This is a genomic window from Arcicella sp. GW822-FHT02H01 (genome assembly GCF_058802005.1).
The window spans coordinates 1,811,993-1,827,512 of the sequence record NZ_JBXANT010000001.1; the positions used below are offsets into that span (position 1 = coordinate 1,811,993).

The 15,520-nt window shown below is 35.1% G+C and carries 17 protein-coding genes; 6 read left to right on the forward strand and 11 right to left on the reverse strand.

Annotated elements, in window-relative coordinates; translation table 11 throughout:
* Positions 1–41 precede the first annotated feature (41 nt).
* Positions 42–878, forward strand: a complete 837-nt coding sequence (locus tag AC1RNE_RS07720) for an energy transducer TonB (protein WP_492800441.1) — start codon at positions 42–44, stop codon at positions 876–878.
* Positions 879–1,099: 221 nt separating this feature from the next.
* The gene (locus tag AC1RNE_RS07725; RefSeq protein ID WP_492800442.1) at positions 1,100–1,402 is read left to right on the forward strand and encodes an isoamylase early set domain-containing protein; all 303 of its coding nucleotides are present in this window, start codon (positions 1,100–1,102) and stop codon (positions 1,400–1,402) included.
* A 203-nt stretch (positions 1,403–1,605) separates the two neighbouring features.
* Here AC1RNE_RS07725 and AC1RNE_RS07730 read toward each other — a convergent pair whose 3' ends face one another.
* Together AC1RNE_RS07730 and AC1RNE_RS07735 are read right to left on the reverse strand one after the other, a co-directional pair.
* On the reverse strand, positions 1,606–2,715 hold the full coding sequence (locus tag AC1RNE_RS07730) for an acyltransferase family protein (protein WP_492800443.1): 1,110 nt from the start codon (positions 2,713–2,715) through the stop codon (positions 1,606–1,608).
* Positions 2,716–2,744: 29 nt separating this feature from the next.
* Positions 2,745–3,701: an alpha/beta hydrolase gene (locus AC1RNE_RS07735; RefSeq protein WP_492800444.1), complete on the reverse strand. Its 957-nt coding sequence runs from the start codon at positions 3,699–3,701 to the stop codon at positions 2,745–2,747.
* 117 nt (positions 3,702–3,818) lie between these two features.
* Here AC1RNE_RS07735 and AC1RNE_RS07740 point away from each other — a divergent pair, with 117 nt between their 5' ends.
* The 3 genes from AC1RNE_RS07740 (at position 3,819) to AC1RNE_RS07750 (ending at position 6,268) form a co-directional block, all read left to right on the forward strand.
* Entirely contained in the window at positions 3,819–4,538 is a 720-nt protein-coding gene (locus AC1RNE_RS07740; RefSeq protein WP_492800445.1) for a tRNA1(Val) (adenine(37)-N6)-methyltransferase, read from the forward strand.
* A gap of 50 nt (positions 4,539–4,588) precedes the next feature.
* A complete protein-coding gene (locus AC1RNE_RS07745) occupies positions 4,589–5,539 on the forward strand; it encodes a glycosyltransferase family 2 protein (protein WP_492800446.1) in 951 nt (316 codons plus the stop codon).
* A 93-nt stretch (positions 5,540–5,632) separates the two neighbouring features.
* Positions 5,633–6,268 (forward strand): Fic family protein, encoded by a 636-nt coding sequence (locus AC1RNE_RS07750; RefSeq protein WP_492800447.1) that lies wholly within the window; start codon positions 5,633–5,635, stop codon positions 6,266–6,268.
* Here AC1RNE_RS07750 and AC1RNE_RS07755 read toward each other — a convergent pair.
* The 9 genes from AC1RNE_RS07755 to AC1RNE_RS07795 all read right to left on the reverse strand — a co-directional run bounded on the left by AC1RNE_RS07755 (position 6,258) and on the right by AC1RNE_RS07795 (position 13,248).
* Positions 6,258–6,440 (reverse strand): hypothetical protein, encoded by a 183-nt coding sequence (locus AC1RNE_RS07755; RefSeq protein WP_492800448.1) that lies wholly within the window; start codon positions 6,438–6,440, stop codon positions 6,258–6,260. The genes AC1RNE_RS07750 and AC1RNE_RS07755 overlap by 11 nt on opposite strands.
* 149 nt (positions 6,441–6,589) lie before the next feature.
* Positions 6,590–7,393, reverse strand: a complete 804-nt coding sequence (locus AC1RNE_RS07760; RefSeq protein WP_492800449.1) for a polysaccharide deacetylase family protein — start codon at positions 7,391–7,393, stop codon at positions 6,590–6,592.
* A 44-nt stretch (positions 7,394–7,437) separates the two neighbouring features.
* A complete protein-coding gene (locus AC1RNE_RS07765) occupies positions 7,438–8,277 on the reverse strand; it encodes a hypothetical protein (RefSeq protein WP_492800450.1) in 840 nt (279 codons plus the stop codon).
* A 114-nt stretch (positions 8,278–8,391) separates the two neighbouring features.
* Positions 8,392–8,829 carry a GNAT family N-acetyltransferase gene (locus tag AC1RNE_RS07770; RefSeq protein WP_492800451.1) on the reverse strand — a complete coding sequence of 146 codons (438 nt, stop codon included), beginning with the start codon at positions 8,827–8,829 and terminating at the stop codon, positions 8,392–8,394.
* A 131-nt stretch (positions 8,830–8,960) separates the two neighbouring features.
* A complete protein-coding gene (locus AC1RNE_RS07775) occupies positions 8,961–9,749 on the reverse strand; it encodes a hypothetical protein (protein ID WP_492800452.1) in 789 nt (262 codons plus the stop codon).
* A 398-nt stretch (positions 9,750–10,147) separates the two neighbouring features.
* Positions 10,148–10,996 carry a prephenate dehydrogenase gene (locus AC1RNE_RS07780; protein WP_492800453.1) on the reverse strand — a complete coding sequence of 283 codons (849 nt, stop codon included), beginning with the start codon at positions 10,994–10,996 and terminating at the stop codon, positions 10,148–10,150.
* A 158-nt stretch (positions 10,997–11,154) separates the two neighbouring features.
* Positions 11,155–12,333, reverse strand: coding sequence for a pyridoxal phosphate-dependent aminotransferase (locus AC1RNE_RS07785; RefSeq protein WP_492800454.1), 1,179 nt, complete (start codon positions 12,331–12,333; stop codon positions 11,155–11,157).
* Positions 12,334–12,557: 224 nt separating this feature from the next.
* Positions 12,558–13,013, reverse strand: coding sequence for a regulatory protein RecX (locus AC1RNE_RS07790; RefSeq protein WP_492800455.1), 456 nt, complete (start codon positions 13,011–13,013; stop codon positions 12,558–12,560).
* Positions 13,014–13,029: 16 nt separating this feature from the next.
* The gene (locus AC1RNE_RS07795; protein ID WP_492800456.1) at positions 13,030–13,248 is read right to left on the reverse strand and encodes a hypothetical protein; all 219 of its coding nucleotides are present in this window, start codon (positions 13,246–13,248) and stop codon (positions 13,030–13,032) included.
* Positions 13,249–13,412: 164 nt separating this feature from the next.
* On the opposite strand from AC1RNE_RS07795, the gene AC1RNE_RS07800 reads away from it, so the two are divergent.
* Entirely contained in the window at positions 13,413–15,485 is a 2,073-nt protein-coding gene (locus AC1RNE_RS07800) for a S9 family peptidase (protein ID WP_492800457.1), read from the forward strand.
* The last annotated feature ends 35 nt before the right edge of the window (positions 15,486–15,520 follow it).

A 15,520-nucleotide genomic window follows, 5' to 3' on the forward strand; every position in this document is an offset into this window, starting at 1 on the left:
TCAACTAAAAAATTAGTTTTAACATCCAAACAAAAACAATCATGGAAAATAAAATAGTATTACACGAAGAAGATGAAACATTGGAAGACATTGTTTTCCAAAACCGCAACAAAGCCTATGGTGCTTACCTTTTACGCACTGGATACCAAAAATCCATCAAAATTGCACTTGGGATTGGTATTGGTATATTTTGCTTAGCGGTAGCTGCTCCTATGATTTTAGCAAATATTAAGCTTCATGATAAAAGAGAAATAACTGTAGCTCCAATAATGGTTCAAATTTCAGAACCACCTAAAGATATCCCTATTGAGCCAGAACAGGTGCTTCCTCCACCCGAAAAACCAGTTGCTCACAAAACGATTACTTTTGTCCCACCTGTAATCGTAGAAGACGATAAAGCAACAGAATTGCCCCCTGACCAAGAGACACTTAATAATACAAATGCTCAGATTAGCTCAGTAACACAAGATGGAGAAATAGGTGAAATACCCGTAGATGACCCTGACAAATTTAAAACTGGCGAAGGATCAGCACCTGTAGAAGTAAAAGCCGAAATAGAGACAACATTTATTTCAGTAGAAACAATGCCTGAATTTGCTGGTGGAAACGCTGCCTTGGCTAAATTCCTTCAGAAAAACCTACGCTATCCTCGAAATGCCTCAGATGCTGGCATTGGTGGTAAAGTATATGTACAGTTTGTGGTTGGTAAAGATGGAAACATTTCAAACATTGATATTCTGAAAGGCTTAGGGTTTGGATGTGATGAAGAAGCCCAGAGAGTAATAAAACTTATGCCACGCTGGAATCCGGGGAAACAATCGGGTAGAAATGTTACTGTAAAGTTTACGTTACCAATTGTTTTCCAGCTTGACCAATAAACCAAGGGCTTATCCTTATAATAAAATAAAAATTGTTTTAGTAAAAAGCTTTGTTAAAGTATGATTATTTCAACTTTATCTTAATTTAATCATTTGGTAGTTAGGATATTATAAAATATTTTTTTGAATATTTGTGTTAACTTTGGTAATAATAACATCAAAGTATCGACCTGAATTATTTCATAAAATAAAAATATTAATCTTAAAACCCAATTACGATTATGGCTTTAACGAAACAGTATTCTAAAAGTAAACCAGTTTGTAAAGTAACTTTTGTTCTTCCTGCAGAAACTGTAAATGGTGCAAAAAAAGTAAGTTTATTAGGTGATTTTAACGAATGGAATCCAACAGCTTTTAAAAAACAAAAAGATGGTACATTTAAAGCATCTGTTGAATTAGAAGTAGGTAAAGAATTTGCATTCCGTTATTTAGTTGATAATGACCTTTGGTTGAATGATGAAGAAGCAGATAAATTCGTTCCAACTGGTGTTTCTTATGACGAAAACTCTGTTGTAGTACTTTAAGTAGGAGTTGTGAGTGATGAATTGTGAATCGTTTATTTTACACAGACACTTAATTAAAAGACGGTAGAAAATTAAGTTGAGTAAAATCATTATAATTTTCTATCGTATTGGCAAACATACAACACTTTTGTACTGAACTTAGGTAATTTAGATTATTGCTTGTCTTAACCCTTAGTTTTTGATTTCTCCTCGGATGCTTCTATTTATACTTTCACTATCATTTTCTTCTCGTACATAATCCACAAGATTCCCAACCAAATCAGTACAAAAGTGATTGCTCCTGCCAAGGAGGCATTTTTAGGTTCACTAAAGAAGGGAACAATGAATGATTTATACAACCACGTAATCGAGCTTACTTTTTCACCATCGGGCAAAGCTATTTTTATCATGTTCATAATCCGTGGAATTAAGCCTGATAAAAAGAATACTGTAATGGCATTTACACCATATACGACGAAAGGCTTTGTCCAGAAGGTATATTTTTTAACATCTATCAACCAGTAAAAACTAGCCAGAAAGAACATCGCCAAGCCAATCGTCCAAAGGGCATAAGAACTTGTCCAGAGTGACTTATTAATTGGAAATCCTGCGGCATCCCAAGCCCATGCTATTGCTAAAGAAATACTTCCATAGAAATAGATATACATCAATTTCTCGGTTACTTCTTTATCTTTTCTTTGCAACCAAGTACCCACTAATACGCCAGCCAAGCCATTGGCAATAGCAGGAATTGTACTTAATATTCCTTCTGGATCCCACACTTTTACGGCTTTGTACAAATGAGGAATTCCTAAAATTAGCCTGTCTAAATACGCTCCTAAATTATGTTCTGGTTCTAAATTGGCTGCTCCAGCATCAGGAACTGGCACGAAAGTCATCAATAACCAATAGCCTATCAGTAGTGATGCAAAGATGATTTGTTGTGTTCTATTTTTAGTAGTTAAAAACACAATAGAGCTTACTAAAAATACCAATGCTATTCTTTGTAAAACACCGGGGATTCTAACTACTGAAAAATCAAATTTAGGAAAAAGTGAGAGAAAAAGTCCTAATGCAAAAAGCTTAGCACTTCTTTCAATAATCTTTAGAATAGTCTTACGGTCGGCTGTTTTTCCTTGAAAAGCAAATGAGATGGACACGCCTACGATAAACAGGAAGAAAGGGAAAACTAAATCTGTGGGTGTACAGCCATTCCATTCGGCGTGTTCCAGCGGTGCATAAATATGTCCCCAATCGCCTGGGTTATTGACAAGAATCATCATGGCGACCGTCATTCCACGAAATACATCCAAAGAAAGTAAGCGTTGTTTCATATTGTTGATGAATAAGTTTCTCTAATTTATCATTTCTTTATAAATTCTACAATGCCTTCTACTAAACCTTTTGAAAGCGGTAAATCGGGATTGCTATATGTTTTTAAATTCTCTTCTCTGTCCATCGGTGCATCTTTTAAAGTATGGTTCATGCCTTTAATCATCAATAATTTTGCTTTGGGATTAGCTTCTGCCAATAGGTTAGCTTCGTTCTCCTCTACCTGAATATCTGTTGTTCCTTGTATGATAAGTGCTTTAGCTTTTACTTTTTTGATTTCCTCAGAAGGCACATATTTCAGCCAAGAAATCATATAAGGTTGAATGCTTGGTCTAAAAAGTGAAAAGATATAGAAAACCTGCATCAATTTTGGTAGCTTCTGTCCGCTTTTTAATACGGCAAAATCTTTCTTTACTTCATTTTTAACAGAATCTGGCAAAGTTTGCTTTTCTGTTTGTTCAATGATGATGTCATCTATTCCTCTGGCAGGGCCAGCCACGGAAATATAGCCATCTACAGTCTCTCTTTGTGTTGTAACCATCCCTATCAAAGAACCTTCTGAATGACCTAAGACTATTATTTTGGAAAAACGATTGCTCTTCTTTAACGTATCAATCCACTGTTCAGCATCTTGTATATAGGTTTCAAAGGTTAAATCACTTTCTTTCATCATAGCACCCATACTTTTGCCTACGCCTCTTTTGTCATACCGAAGCGACGCTATTCCATTATTGGCTAAACCTTCTGCTAATAATTGGTATGAATTGGCTTTTATATTTAGCATGCTGTTGCCATTTCTATCAGTTGGCCCAGAACCTGCGATGATTAATACAACTGGTATTTTTTTCTTAGTGTTTTGTGGCAATAGCAATGTGCCATCTAAAACACCTTTAGCTTGCTTCAAGACGATGTTTTCTTCCTGATTTTGAGCAAAAGTTTGAGTGAATAAACAAAGAGAGGCAAAGAAAATAATGAATAGAGACTTCATGAGCATGATTTTTAGTGATATTAAATCACTACTTTAAAAGCAGAATGACTAATATCAGTACTTAATTTATTGTAATTTTGAAACTGTTTCAAAGATGCAAATTATCCACAATATTCAATGTCAAAAAGTATAAACGGCTTTCAGTTTAAGCAATTTATGGTTCAGCAACAAAATACTGCCATGAAAGTGACCACTGATGCCTGTATTTTAGGGGCTTACACTGATGTAACGGAAACAAAAAATATTTTAGATATTGGTACAGGCACGGGCTTACTTTCATTGATGTTAGCACAACGAACAAATGCTAAGATTATGGCCGTGGAGGTTGATGATAATGCTTATCTACAAGCCTTAGAAAATGTTCAAGACAGTATTTTCAAGGAGCAAATAGCGGTTTTTCATCAAAGTATTCAGGATTTTGCTAAAAGCAATAAAGATTTATCTTTTGAGTTAATTATTAGTAATCCTCCTTTTTTCCACAATCATTTAAAGTCTCAACAAGAGAAAAGGAATACGGCTTTGCATACTGATACACTTTCTTTTGAAGATTTAATAGCATCCGTTATTCAATTGTTAGCATCAGCGGGTCGGTTTGTGGTTTTGCTTCCTGCTTATGAAAGTAGTGTTTTAGAGATATTGGCTTTAGAGAAAGGACTTTATCCTCAGAAAAAATTACAGATAAGACATAGAAATGGGTCGAAAATATTAAGAATTATTACGACCTTTGGGCTTGCTAAAAAAGAGCTTGTCCAAGAAGAATTAATTATTCGTAATCTTGACGAAAGCTATACTGCTCAATTTGAAACGCTACTAAAAGCGTATTACTTAATTTTTTAGACATACAACGGAGGACATTCCGTTAGTTATCCCGAAATCGTATTCACAACATGTTAGATATTTCTGTTATTATTCCGCTATATAACGAAGAAGAATCATTACCTGAACTTTGCAATTGGATAGAAAAAGTGATGAAAGAACATCATTTTAGCTACGAAATCATTTTCGTAAATGATGGCAGTCGTGATAATTCTTGGCAAGTTATAAAGGGTTTGTCTGAGCACAACAGCTTTGTAAAAGGTATTTCCTTTAGTAGAAACTACGGAAAATCGGCGGCTTTGCATGTTGGTTTTAAAGACGCTTCTGGTAGGGTAGTTATTACGATGGATGCTGATTTGCAGGATAGTCCAGAGGAAATTCCTGAGCTATACCGCATGATTACAGAAGACAATTATGATTTAGTTTCGGGCTGGAAACAAAAACGCTTTGACCCTATCACTAAAACTATTCCTACAAAATTATACAATGCGGCTACTCGCTCGATGTCGGGTGTATATTTGAATGATTTTAATTGTGGACTAAAAGCTTATAAAAACGAAGTAATTAAATCTATTACACTTTATGGCGAAATGCACCGCTATATTCCTGTACAGGCAAAATGGAATGGTTATGATAAAATCGGGGAGAAAGTAGTGCAACATCAATCTAGAAAGTATGGAACGACCAAATTTGGTATTGAAAGATTCTTATACGGTTTCTTAGATTTGCTTTCAATCACTTTTGTGCAGAAGTTTGGCAAACGACCAATGCATCTTTTTGGTGGTTTTGGTATTTTGTTCTTTATGATTGGTAGCTTTATTACTGTTTACTTGATTGGGGATAAGATTTATGCCATTGCCAATCACTTAAAATTCAGAAATGTAACCGATAATCCTCTTTTCTTTTTGGCTTTGGTTTCCATCATTATAGGCGTACAGTTGTTTATGGCTGGCTTTATTGGTGAATTAATGACTAGAAATTCTGAGAAGACTACTGATTATCAGATTCGAGAGAAGGTGTAAAGTGATTTTATTACTATGATGGTGGCATTTAGAGCTTATTTAACTAATGGAAAGTTGAAAAATTAATATAGGAATAAAATATCTAAATAGCACATGAGCCAATCTAATGAAAATACAGACTCTACCTATTATGCAGATGAAAATAAATTAGGCATTTCAGATAAAAATGAAATTAACCGCCTTGAGGCAAAAGGTTTTATTAACGCCTATATTTTTATTGGAGAATTAGAGATAGAACAAATTTCATTGGACATTTATTTACTTTTAGAAATACACCAAATTGTTTTTGAAAACTTATATGATTGGGCTGGAAAGTTTAGGGAGCATGAAGTAACTGTTGGTGCTGTTAATCTTACTCCTTTCCCTAAAATTAGGGAAGAAATGTATCGTCTTTGCGAAGATGTAAATGCTCACATTGCGTATTGTATCCAACTGAAAGAAGACCAACTGGAAGAAGAATCTCTTAAATTATTAGCTGATGCTCATCACAGATTTGTCTGTATCCATCCTTTTACTAATGGAAATGGTAGGATGGGGCGGATATTTATCAATCTTATTGCAATCAAACTTAATCTTAATTTTTTCGAATTATATGATGAAAAATTAAAGAAGAAAGATGAGAATTATAGTAAGAAAACGTATATCCAAGCATTACGTGCTTATGACAGAGGTGAACGAGAGTTTTTTATCGAACTATTAAGACAAGAATATCAGCCATTTAGTTTTTAACTAAAATATCTATCTTTTTACTCTGTCTCTTTTTTTGTTTTGAATAGTGCCTACCGATAACGCTTTTAGACACCTTTTGCTCTTCTAAAGCCATTGTACCATATACTAAATTCACAATGTTTTTAGCATTATCATAACTATAAAGTGTTAGATATTTCTCTGAAACTTTCATAATCTTTTGATTTTTATTCTATGTAAATATAAATCTTAATTTCACTATTTCCCAAATATTAATAAAAAAGCATTTTGCTCTTTTGGGAATTAGGCTTATTTACAACAATTAAAAAGACGAGATAAAATCTCGTCCTACATTTTTATAATTTATTTCTTTGCTTGCAATTCTTTAATATGTTCTGCTACATCCAACATCGGTGCTACCCAAATATCTTTTTCATTTTGCTTTAGGTAATTTAACAATTCTCGATGGGCTTTTAGTGAAACGTCTATATTATGCTCACCTCCTACTCCATGAAATAAGAAAACTAAAAGTTTGCCTGATGTTACTGCTTTTTTTACTAAGTCAATCATCTGCTCTCCTGTTTGTCCATTAATTGCATAACAATCTGTGGCATATAAATCTACTTCTTGTAAATTATGCATATCCGACTTTACACCTCTGGCAGCTACAAAATCATTCTTTAAATCGTTCATGAAGTAGGTATCACCAATTTTCATATCGCCACAGGTATAAGCGAAAGTACGTTTTGATTTTCCATCTAACGTTTTTAGCAATATATTGTTCATCTTGATTTCATCAATCATCCTCCTGACAGAATATTTACTCATGTCTTTTTCAGGACTAACCCATTCTCTACCTTTTAAGGAAGCATCGCAGGGATGAAAGAGGGTATGATTCCCCATTTCATGTCCATTCTTAGCTGCCACTTTCCAATCTTCAATCCGATTTTTAAATCCGTCTGCATAACCTATTAAGTAAAATGTTCCTTTGAAACCTAGAGAATCTAATAGAGGAATGGCGTTATCTAAATGTACATTTAGGGCATCATCATAAGTCAATACTACAGCACATTTTTTCCCATTCCAAACTTGTTGGGAGCTTTGGGCTAAAGAAATAGAAAACTGAATAAGTGTCAAGAATAAAGCGAGTATAGCTTTCAATTTCATATTTGTGGATAATTATTTTGAGATTTTTATTGATTTGGACAAGCTTATTGCCGAACAATTTTAAATTTAACTTTATTGATTTTCGAAGTCCCCTCCTCCTCATTATCTATCGTAGTGTACAAATAAGTAGTATCGTTTACTATTTTAAAAGCAAATTGGGTTGGCTTGCCAGTTGCAAGGTTAAAACTTATCAAGTCAAGATTATTGTTGGGTTCACCCATAAAGTCTGTAAAAATATGGAAGGTCTTAAACGTAGGATGTCCTGTTAAACTACCGTCAGGATTAAAATTCAGCTTTGTCGCATGATTCTCTGTATCAATAAGCAGATTATTCCCCGTTAACAATTTATCATTTACCACGTATTGAAGTCCCCACGCTACATCTTTCTTGTTATTTGATAGACTAGTTACTTTAGAGAATTGCGTTTTGTCAAGCAGCTCATTTGTTTTGTTAAAATGATACAAAAATAGAAAAGCCTCTTTATTCATAACCTCATAGCCAAGCTCATAATAGTTTACTTTATCTTGATAATCTAGGATATTGGTTTTAAAGCTATTTTTCTTCCTCTTATTTAGATATACATAGAAATTAAGCCCTTCATGATTATTCCAACTTGCTTGAACTTCCAAGCTATCACCTTTTATAGCACTACCAATGATTATGGCAACAACACCTTCAAGTTTATTGGATGATTTTACAGGAGATTTAGTTTTTTCTATCTCATTGATATAGTCTGTTAAAACCCAATTACCTTTAAAATCTGATGGGAAATTTAGCGTCAAAGTATTGTTATGAACTGGCGTTTTTTCAATCGTCTGTTTCTTTTCATTTGAACAACTTCCCAAAAAGAAGAGTGTTATCAGTATAAAAATTAATATCCTCATGGTTAATCTTTGATAGTTAAATTGATATTACAAGAAGATAAAATTTTCATACCAACCACTTATAATAATTATGTAAAAAATTGGTCTCCGATAAAAACGAGACAAAATCTCGTTCTACAGTTGTTTTTTCATTTTCCAATGTTGGATTTCTCCAAAGAGTAAATATGAATCTGCATAGATTTCATACCCGATAGCTTTATAAAAATCAAGGGCATTAATGCGGGCATCAAGAATAATTTCCTCTAAGCCTTTTGCTTTCCCTAAATCTTCTAAATACTTCATCAAAAATTTCCCAACGCCTTTGCCTTGGGCATTTGTCGAAACCGCTACACAGCGTACTTGTCCTTGGGTCGCTGAATTCATTTGTAAACGGGCTACTCCTAGCAGTTCATCTGTTTCACTATCAATCGCCATCACATGGTCTGCTTCGTTTTCATCTGTTAATACTTCGCTCCCTTTTTTCTGGTGCCAAGGTTCACGCAATACTACGAACCGTAAATCATAATATTTTTCCCATTCTGCTGGCGTACTTGGTATTTTAGCAATAAGCATATTTTGGCTGTAAGCTTTGAGCAATGAGCTTTGAGCTTTTTTTAGTTTTTTTTAGTTTTTTTAATAATTCTCTACAATGACTTAGCTTACCCCTTAAAGGCTCAACGCTGATAGCTCATAGCTCAAAGCTGTTATAATTCCTTCACTTCTGTGGAAACACCTAATTCAGAAAAGAGGCGTTGCCAATAGGTAGAAATAGCAGGATTATTAAGTTTTCTTGAAGCAGTGGGTTCAAAAGGCTTAGCAATAAAAATTTCTGCCATGCTAATGTTGGGTAACACACTTTGTAAACGAGCAGCATCTTCCCTAGCCCAGCCTACCGCAGCAGCATCATCAACTGGAGGTGTTTTGTGAAAATCACGACGATTAGTCCCCGACATACTTTCTACCATATCAGAAAGGAAATATGCCTTTACTTTAAATCCTTTACCAATTTCATGGTCAATCAATGGTAATGCAGCCTGAATATCAGTATTATTTTTACTAGTAGACGTGTTTTGAGAGGTTAAGTGAGTAATTACTACTTTCTTGAAAATGCTTCGCTCTTTACCGATTTCCATTGCAAATTCTGTCTTTTGTGCTTCCGCATCTGTAGCACTTGTTCCTTCGGCTATTTCCATTTCTGATCGTGCAACCAATTCAGCTACTTTAGCTTTTGCCGTATTTTCATGGATAAAAAACACTTCTATTTTATCGCCTTTTACTTTGATATTTTCATCAATCAATTCATTAATAATCTTAGTGTATTTTTCATAAATAAACTGCTTACTTGGATTTACACTAACGGATTTATCGATAAAAATCATTGAGCAGGTCTTACTTTCGTCGACAGCATTTTCATATTTTGTAGCGGGACTCGAACAGCAAAACAATATGGTACTAGTAATAACAAACAAAAAATATTTCAATTTTTTTCTCATGGTTTTTAGGGTTATTATATATTGTGACGGCCGTTAAAAGGTTGGTTTACTGCTTAGTAATTCAAAACTTTTGCAAAATAATCAGATTTGCTTTAGAATCCATCATTACGACAAACTTATCGTTTATCAATATGTTATTATCTTTGAGGCATTATTTAATTTTGACGACTCATGAACAAAAATCAAAAAATATTTCGCTGGGTTTTTATTCTTTTCACCTTACTAATGGCAATTCTAGCGTTACAAATGGGCATGAATACCACTGCTCCATGGAATAAGAAAAAGAATAAAACACAGGTTGAAATCGAGAAGGATATAAAATTATTTTCTTTTTAAACAGAAAAACTTTCCAAACACAGTGTTTGGAAAGTTTTTAAATGCTGTCGTTTAACAACCTTCTACTTATTCAATATTCGTTTAATATCGTTTGCCTGTGTAAGGTATTCTCCAAACTTCTCGTAGCTGTCCGAAATCATTAATCCCTTAAATTTCAACAAAGTAGTAATATAAGCATCTAGTACATCGATGATATTTTCTTGATTTTGTCTGAAAATTGGAATCCAAGTTTCGGGGCTTGACTTAGCCAAACGAACCGTTGATTCAAAACCAGTACTTGCCAAATTGAAAATACTCTCTTCGTCTTTTTCTTTGGCTAACACCGTTGATGCCAACGCAAAAGAACAAATATGCGAAATATGTGAAATATAGGCAGTATGTATGTCGTGAGCAGTAGAATCCAAATAAGTAATTCTCATTTTTAATCCTTCCACATACATTTTCTTGATTAATTCGACCAATTCAGGTTTAGAATCTTCAATATCGCAAAGCACGCAGTTTTTATGATCAAACAGGTTTCTAATAGCAGCCTCTGGCCCAGAGAATTCTGTACCAGCCATCGGGTGAGTAGCTACAAAGTTTTCCCTATTCGGATGGTTTTTCACGGCATCAATCACCGCCTTTTTAGTAGAGCCTACTTCTATCACCACTTGGTTTTCAGTAACCTGATTTAATACCTCTGGCAATAAAGTTAGCAAGGCATCTACAGGAACAGCCAAAATAATAATATCCGACTGCTTAATGGCGTCTTGCAAAAGTGCGATACGGTCTATTAGCTTTAATTCTAATGCCTTAATAATATGTTCGGTTTTGTTATCAACACCGATGATGGTATCAGCAAAACCATTTTCTTTTAAGCTTAAAGCCATTGAACCACCAATAAGTCCAAGCCCAACTACTGAGATAGTCATAATTTTGTATTTGGCTTTGAGCTTTAAGCTTTGAGCAATGAGCCGTGAGCTTGTGGCGTTTAGCCTTTATTTTTAAAATTCTCTTTTCCTATAATTTTTTATACTAAAAAACTTTCAAGTCATACCCTTGCTTCTTTTTTCTTACTTCTAACAAAAGCTCAAAGCTCATTACTCAAAGCTAAAGAGCTAACAATCCTTGTAATCGCCTCCTCAAAAATAGAAACCTCTGCACACAAAGAAGTACGAATATAGCCATCTCCTGCTGAGCCAAAGATTCCCCCAGGCGTGATAAATACGCCTGTTTTCGCTAGAATTTCGTCAGATAATTCATATCCTGTTTGATAGTTAGCTGGAATTTTAGCCCATACAAACATTCCTGCTTGATTATGGTCGTATTCACAGTTCAGTAAATCCATTAATTCAAAAACCTTCTTCTGGCGTTCTTTATAGACAGCATTTAGTTCCTCAAACCAAACAGGTGGGTTTTCTAATGCTTTTACTGCTGCCATTTGCAATGGCAAAAACATACCAGAGTCCATGTTAGATTTAAAGCGTAATACTGGATTGATAAACTCAGCTTTCCCCACCAAAACTCCTAATCGCCAACCAGCCATATTATGCGACTTCGACAATGAGTTTAATTCTAGGGCTACTTCTTTCATTCCCTCAACGGCCAACATACTTTGTGGGTCGTCGTTTAGGATAAAGCTGTATGGATTGTCGTTTATGATAAGGATATTATTTGCCAAAGCAAAATCTCTAAGCTCTTCAAAAAAAGCTTTATTCGCTTTCGCTCCCGTTGGCATATGTGGATAGTTCACCCACATCAATTTCACTTTTGATAAATCTTGTTCAGCTAGTTTCTTTAAATCGGGCAACCAACCATTTTCTTCCGAAAGGTCATAAGCCACTACCGTGGCCCCTGTCAACAATGAAGCAGCACGATAGGTTGGATACCCAGGATTTGGCACTAAAACTTCGTCACCAGCTTCCAAATAGGCCATAGAAATGTGCATAACACCTTCTTTTGAACCTATTAACGGCAATACTTCATTGACAGGATTCACACTTACCCCATAGGCATTTTGGTAAAAAGTAGCAAAACCTTCACGCAAAGCAGGAATACCTACATAGCTTTGATAGGCATGGTTTTTAGGATTCTGAGCAGCCGTTGCCAATGCTGAAATAGTTTCAGCAGAGGGTGGTAAGTCGGGACTACCGATGCCCAAATTCAATACGTCAATACCTGAGGCACGCATTTCTGCGATTTGTTTTAGCTTGGTCGAGAAGTAATACTCCTGCACCAAATCCATTCGGGAAGCTGGTTTTACATTCATTGGTTAAAAAACCTCATCGAACTTGCGAAAAGGCACAAAAAAAACCGACTTTTTCAAGTCGGTTTGTGTATATGTATTTTTTGAATTTCAAAAAGATTAGTCAAAACACAACCGACTGCTACTGCGCGTAGTAGTAATAATAAGTACGGTATGTGTTCGCTGAATTATTCATGACTTCAAAGGTAATGTGATTTTTTTATTTTGACAAGTGTTTCAAAACAAGTTTATTTTTCAATAGCATCTTTTATCAAATCAAACACCAAATCAGATTCAAAACCTTTGCTTAATGCATAGCTTACTAGCTTCTGTTTGCGTTTTAGAGGATTGCTTTCTTTGATTTCTCTTGATTTCTTTTCAAGGATTTCAGCGAGTGTCTGGATATAATCTTCATCATCTATTTCGCTCATACCTGCTTTCAAGCAATATTCAGATACGCCTCGCATTTTTAGCTCTTGGCGAATCTTTAATCTTCCCCAGCGTTTTTGGCGGAATTTGCTTCCTGCAAATATTCTGGCGAAACGTTCTTCGTTGAGGTAATTATTCTCAATCAACCAAACAATCATCTCTTCGGCTTCATCGCCTATTACTTCCAATTCTGATAACCTTTTGCGTACTTCCTGTTGGGTACGTTCTTGATAGGCACAAAAATTGGCGACTTTCACGAGGGCTTCTTTATTCATGTTTAATAAGGGTACTCTATTTTCGTAATTTATCTTTTTTGAAAGAATCCATTGCTACAAAAATCACTCTAGCAATAAGTCCAAAACCAGACAAACCTAATATAACAATAAACCAAAGTTGCTTTCTATGATTATCAGAAGTAATCGCCCAAAAAAACCAAACTAAAAATAATATAAATAAAGCTGTTAACATCAATCCTGCAACAATTAATAATACATAAGCTATCGTTTTCATTTTTTTATTAGGGTTTAATTTATGTTTTTATGGAAGGCAAATAACTTTTTTACAAAGATGAAAGTTTCAAAGATAAAAGTCTCATTTATCTTTGAAAAACTTATCTTTGAGCATTGGCGTTTCCACTTTGAGGGTAGGTTGATTGAAAGTAAAAAATTAAAATAATGAATCCAGATGTAATGCAAGCTCCTGTGGCAGCGATAAAGCCACATCCCATGACGCTACACGGCGACACTCGTCAAGATAATTATTATTGGTTGAATGAACCCGAAAATCCAGAAGTTATTGAATACCTTAATGCTGAAAATGCCTATACAGATGCCGTAATGGCATCTACTAAGCCCTTACAAGAAGCACTTTTCAATGAAATGAAGGGCAGAGTGAAGGAAAACGACGAGTCTGTTCCAGTAAAAGATGGCAATTATTACTACTATTCTAGGTATATTGAAGGTGGAGAATATCCTTTGTATTGTAGGAAAAAGGGTTCTTTGGATGCAGCAGAACAGATTATGTTAGATGGAAACGTAATGGCAGAAGGATTGTCTTACTTCAGTATTGGCGGTTATGAAATATCAGATAATGAGCAAATATTAGCGTATGGAGTTGATACCGTTAGTAGAAGGAACTATACGTTGAAGTTTAAAAATTTAACAACGGGTGAAATATTAGCTGACGAAATTCCTAATACAGAAGGCGGGGCTTATGCTTGGGCGACTGATAATAAAACCATTTTCTATATGATACGCGACCAGCAGACTTTGCTGGCATCAAAAGTATATCGCCATGAAATAGGCACGCCGATAGCCTCAGATGTTTTGGTTTATACCGAAGAAGACCCACAGTTTTATATGGGCTTGGGTAGAATGAAATCAAAGAAATACATTATTTCGGTTTCAGAACAAAATGGTGTCTCCACAGAATACCGTTTGTTAGAAGCCTCCAACCCAACAGGACAATTTGTTCCTTTCTATCCACGTGAAGAGGGTTTAGAATATTCTATCGAGCATTTTAAAGATAAGTTTTATATCAGAACAAACGTGGATGAGGCGATTAACTTCAAATTAATGGAAGTATCGGAAGGACAAAGTGCAGATATAACCAATTGGAAAGAGGTAATCCCACATCGTGAAGATACTTATCTGGATGGCATGGAGGTTTTTAAAAACCATTTGGTTTTACAGGAACGAAGCAACGCTTTGATACATATTCGTATTATCAATCAAGCTACGCAGGCAGAACATTATATTCAATTTAATGAAACGGCTTATGATGCTGGGGTGTCTTCAAATCCAGATTTTGAAACGAATATTCTTAGGTACTCATACACTTCGCTGTCTACGCCCTCTTCTGTGTATGATTATGATATGGATAATCAAACTCAAACCCTGATGAAGGAGCAAACGGTTTTGGGCGAGTTTGATAAAGATGATTATGCCAGCGAACGCTTGTATGCTACTGCTAGAGATGGCATTAAAATACCGATTTCTATTGTTTATAAAAAAGGATTGAAAAGAGATGGTTCGCAACCGTTACTTCAATACGCTTATGGTTCGTATGGCTATTCTATAGACCCTTATTTTTCTGCTGCTCGACTAAGCTTGTTAAATCGTGGTTTTGCTTTTGCCATTGCGCATATCCGTGGCGGACAGGAAATGGGAAGGCAATGGTATGAAGATGGTAAATTGTTAAAGAAGCTCAACACTTTCAATGATTTTATCGATGTTTCGGAATATTTGATAGCAGAGCAATGGACATCCAAAGATAAGCTTTTTGCCAATGGTGGTTCTGCTGGCGGTTTATTGATGGGAGCTGTAACCAATATGCGACCAGACTTATACAAAGGTATTTTGGCGGCAGTGCCTTTTGTAGATGTAGTAACAACCATGTTGGACGAAAGTATTCCTTTGACTACTGGTGAATGGGAAGAATGGGGAAATCCTAAACAAAAAGAGTATTACGATTATATGAAATCGTATTCACCTGTTGATAATGTAGAAGCGAAGGATTATCCGAATATGTTGATAACAACAGGTTTGCACGATTCCCAAGTACAGTATTTTGAACCTGCGAAATGGGTAGCTAAATTACGTGCCTTAAAAACCAATAATAATAATATATTGTTGATGCATACAGACATGGAAGCAGGTCACGGTGGAGCATCAGGCAGATTCAAGCGTTTTCATGATATAGCCTTGGAATATGCTTTTATGTTGAATTTGATGGAAATCTATGCTTGAGTGATGAGTTTCTTGAATTGGGAATTTTGAGTTTT

Bases quoted from the DNA above. Each gene is read 5' to 3' on its own strand.
- AC1RNE_RS07720 (WP_492800441.1), top strand. From the start codon at position 42: ATGGAAAATAAAATAGTATTACACGAAGAAGATGAAACATTGGAAGAC.
- AC1RNE_RS07725 (WP_492800442.1), top strand. From the start codon at position 1,100: ATGGCTTTAACGAAACAGTATTCTAAAAGTAAACCAGTTTGTAAAGTA.
- AC1RNE_RS07730 (WP_492800443.1), bottom strand. From the start codon at position 2,715: ATGAAACAACGCTTACTTTCTTTGGATGTATTTCGTGGAATGACGGTC.
- AC1RNE_RS07735 (WP_492800444.1), bottom strand. From the start codon at position 3,701: ATGAAGTCTCTATTCATTATTTTCTTTGCCTCTCTTTGTTTATTCACT.
- AC1RNE_RS07740 (WP_492800445.1), top strand. From the start codon at position 3,819: ATGTCAAAAAGTATAAACGGCTTTCAGTTTAAGCAATTTATGGTTCAG.
- AC1RNE_RS07745 (WP_492800446.1), top strand. From the start codon at position 4,589: ATGTTAGATATTTCTGTTATTATTCCGCTATATAACGAAGAAGAATCA.
- AC1RNE_RS07750 (WP_492800447.1), top strand. From the start codon at position 5,633: ATGAGCCAATCTAATGAAAATACAGACTCTACCTATTATGCAGATGAA.
- AC1RNE_RS07755 (WP_492800448.1), bottom strand. From the start codon at position 6,440: ATGAAAGTTTCAGAGAAATATCTAACACTTTATAGTTATGATAATGCT.
- AC1RNE_RS07760 (WP_492800449.1), bottom strand. From the start codon at position 7,393: ATGAAATTGAAAGCTATACTCGCTTTATTCTTGACACTTATTCAGTTT.
- AC1RNE_RS07765 (WP_492800450.1), bottom strand. From the start codon at position 8,277: ATGAGGATATTAATTTTTATACTGATAACACTCTTCTTTTTGGGAAGT.
- AC1RNE_RS07770 (WP_492800451.1), bottom strand. From the start codon at position 8,829: ATGCTTATTGCTAAAATACCAAGTACGCCAGCAGAATGGGAAAAATAT.
- AC1RNE_RS07775 (WP_492800452.1), bottom strand. From the start codon at position 9,749: ATGAGAAAAAAATTGAAATATTTTTTGTTTGTTATTACTAGTACCATA.
- AC1RNE_RS07780 (WP_492800453.1), bottom strand. From the start codon at position 10,996: ATGACTATCTCAGTAGTTGGGCTTGGACTTATTGGTGGTTCAATGGCT.
- AC1RNE_RS07785 (WP_492800454.1), bottom strand. From the start codon at position 12,333: ATGAATGTAAAACCAGCTTCCCGAATGGATTTGGTGCAGGAGTATTAC.
- AC1RNE_RS07790 (WP_492800455.1), bottom strand. From the start codon at position 13,013: ATGAATAAAGAAGCCCTCGTGAAAGTCGCCAATTTTTGTGCCTATCAA.
- AC1RNE_RS07795 (WP_492800456.1), bottom strand. From the start codon at position 13,248: ATGAAAACGATAGCTTATGTATTATTAATTGTTGCAGGATTGATGTTA.
- AC1RNE_RS07800 (WP_492800457.1), top strand. From the start codon at position 13,413: ATGAATCCAGATGTAATGCAAGCTCCTGTGGCAGCGATAAAGCCACAT.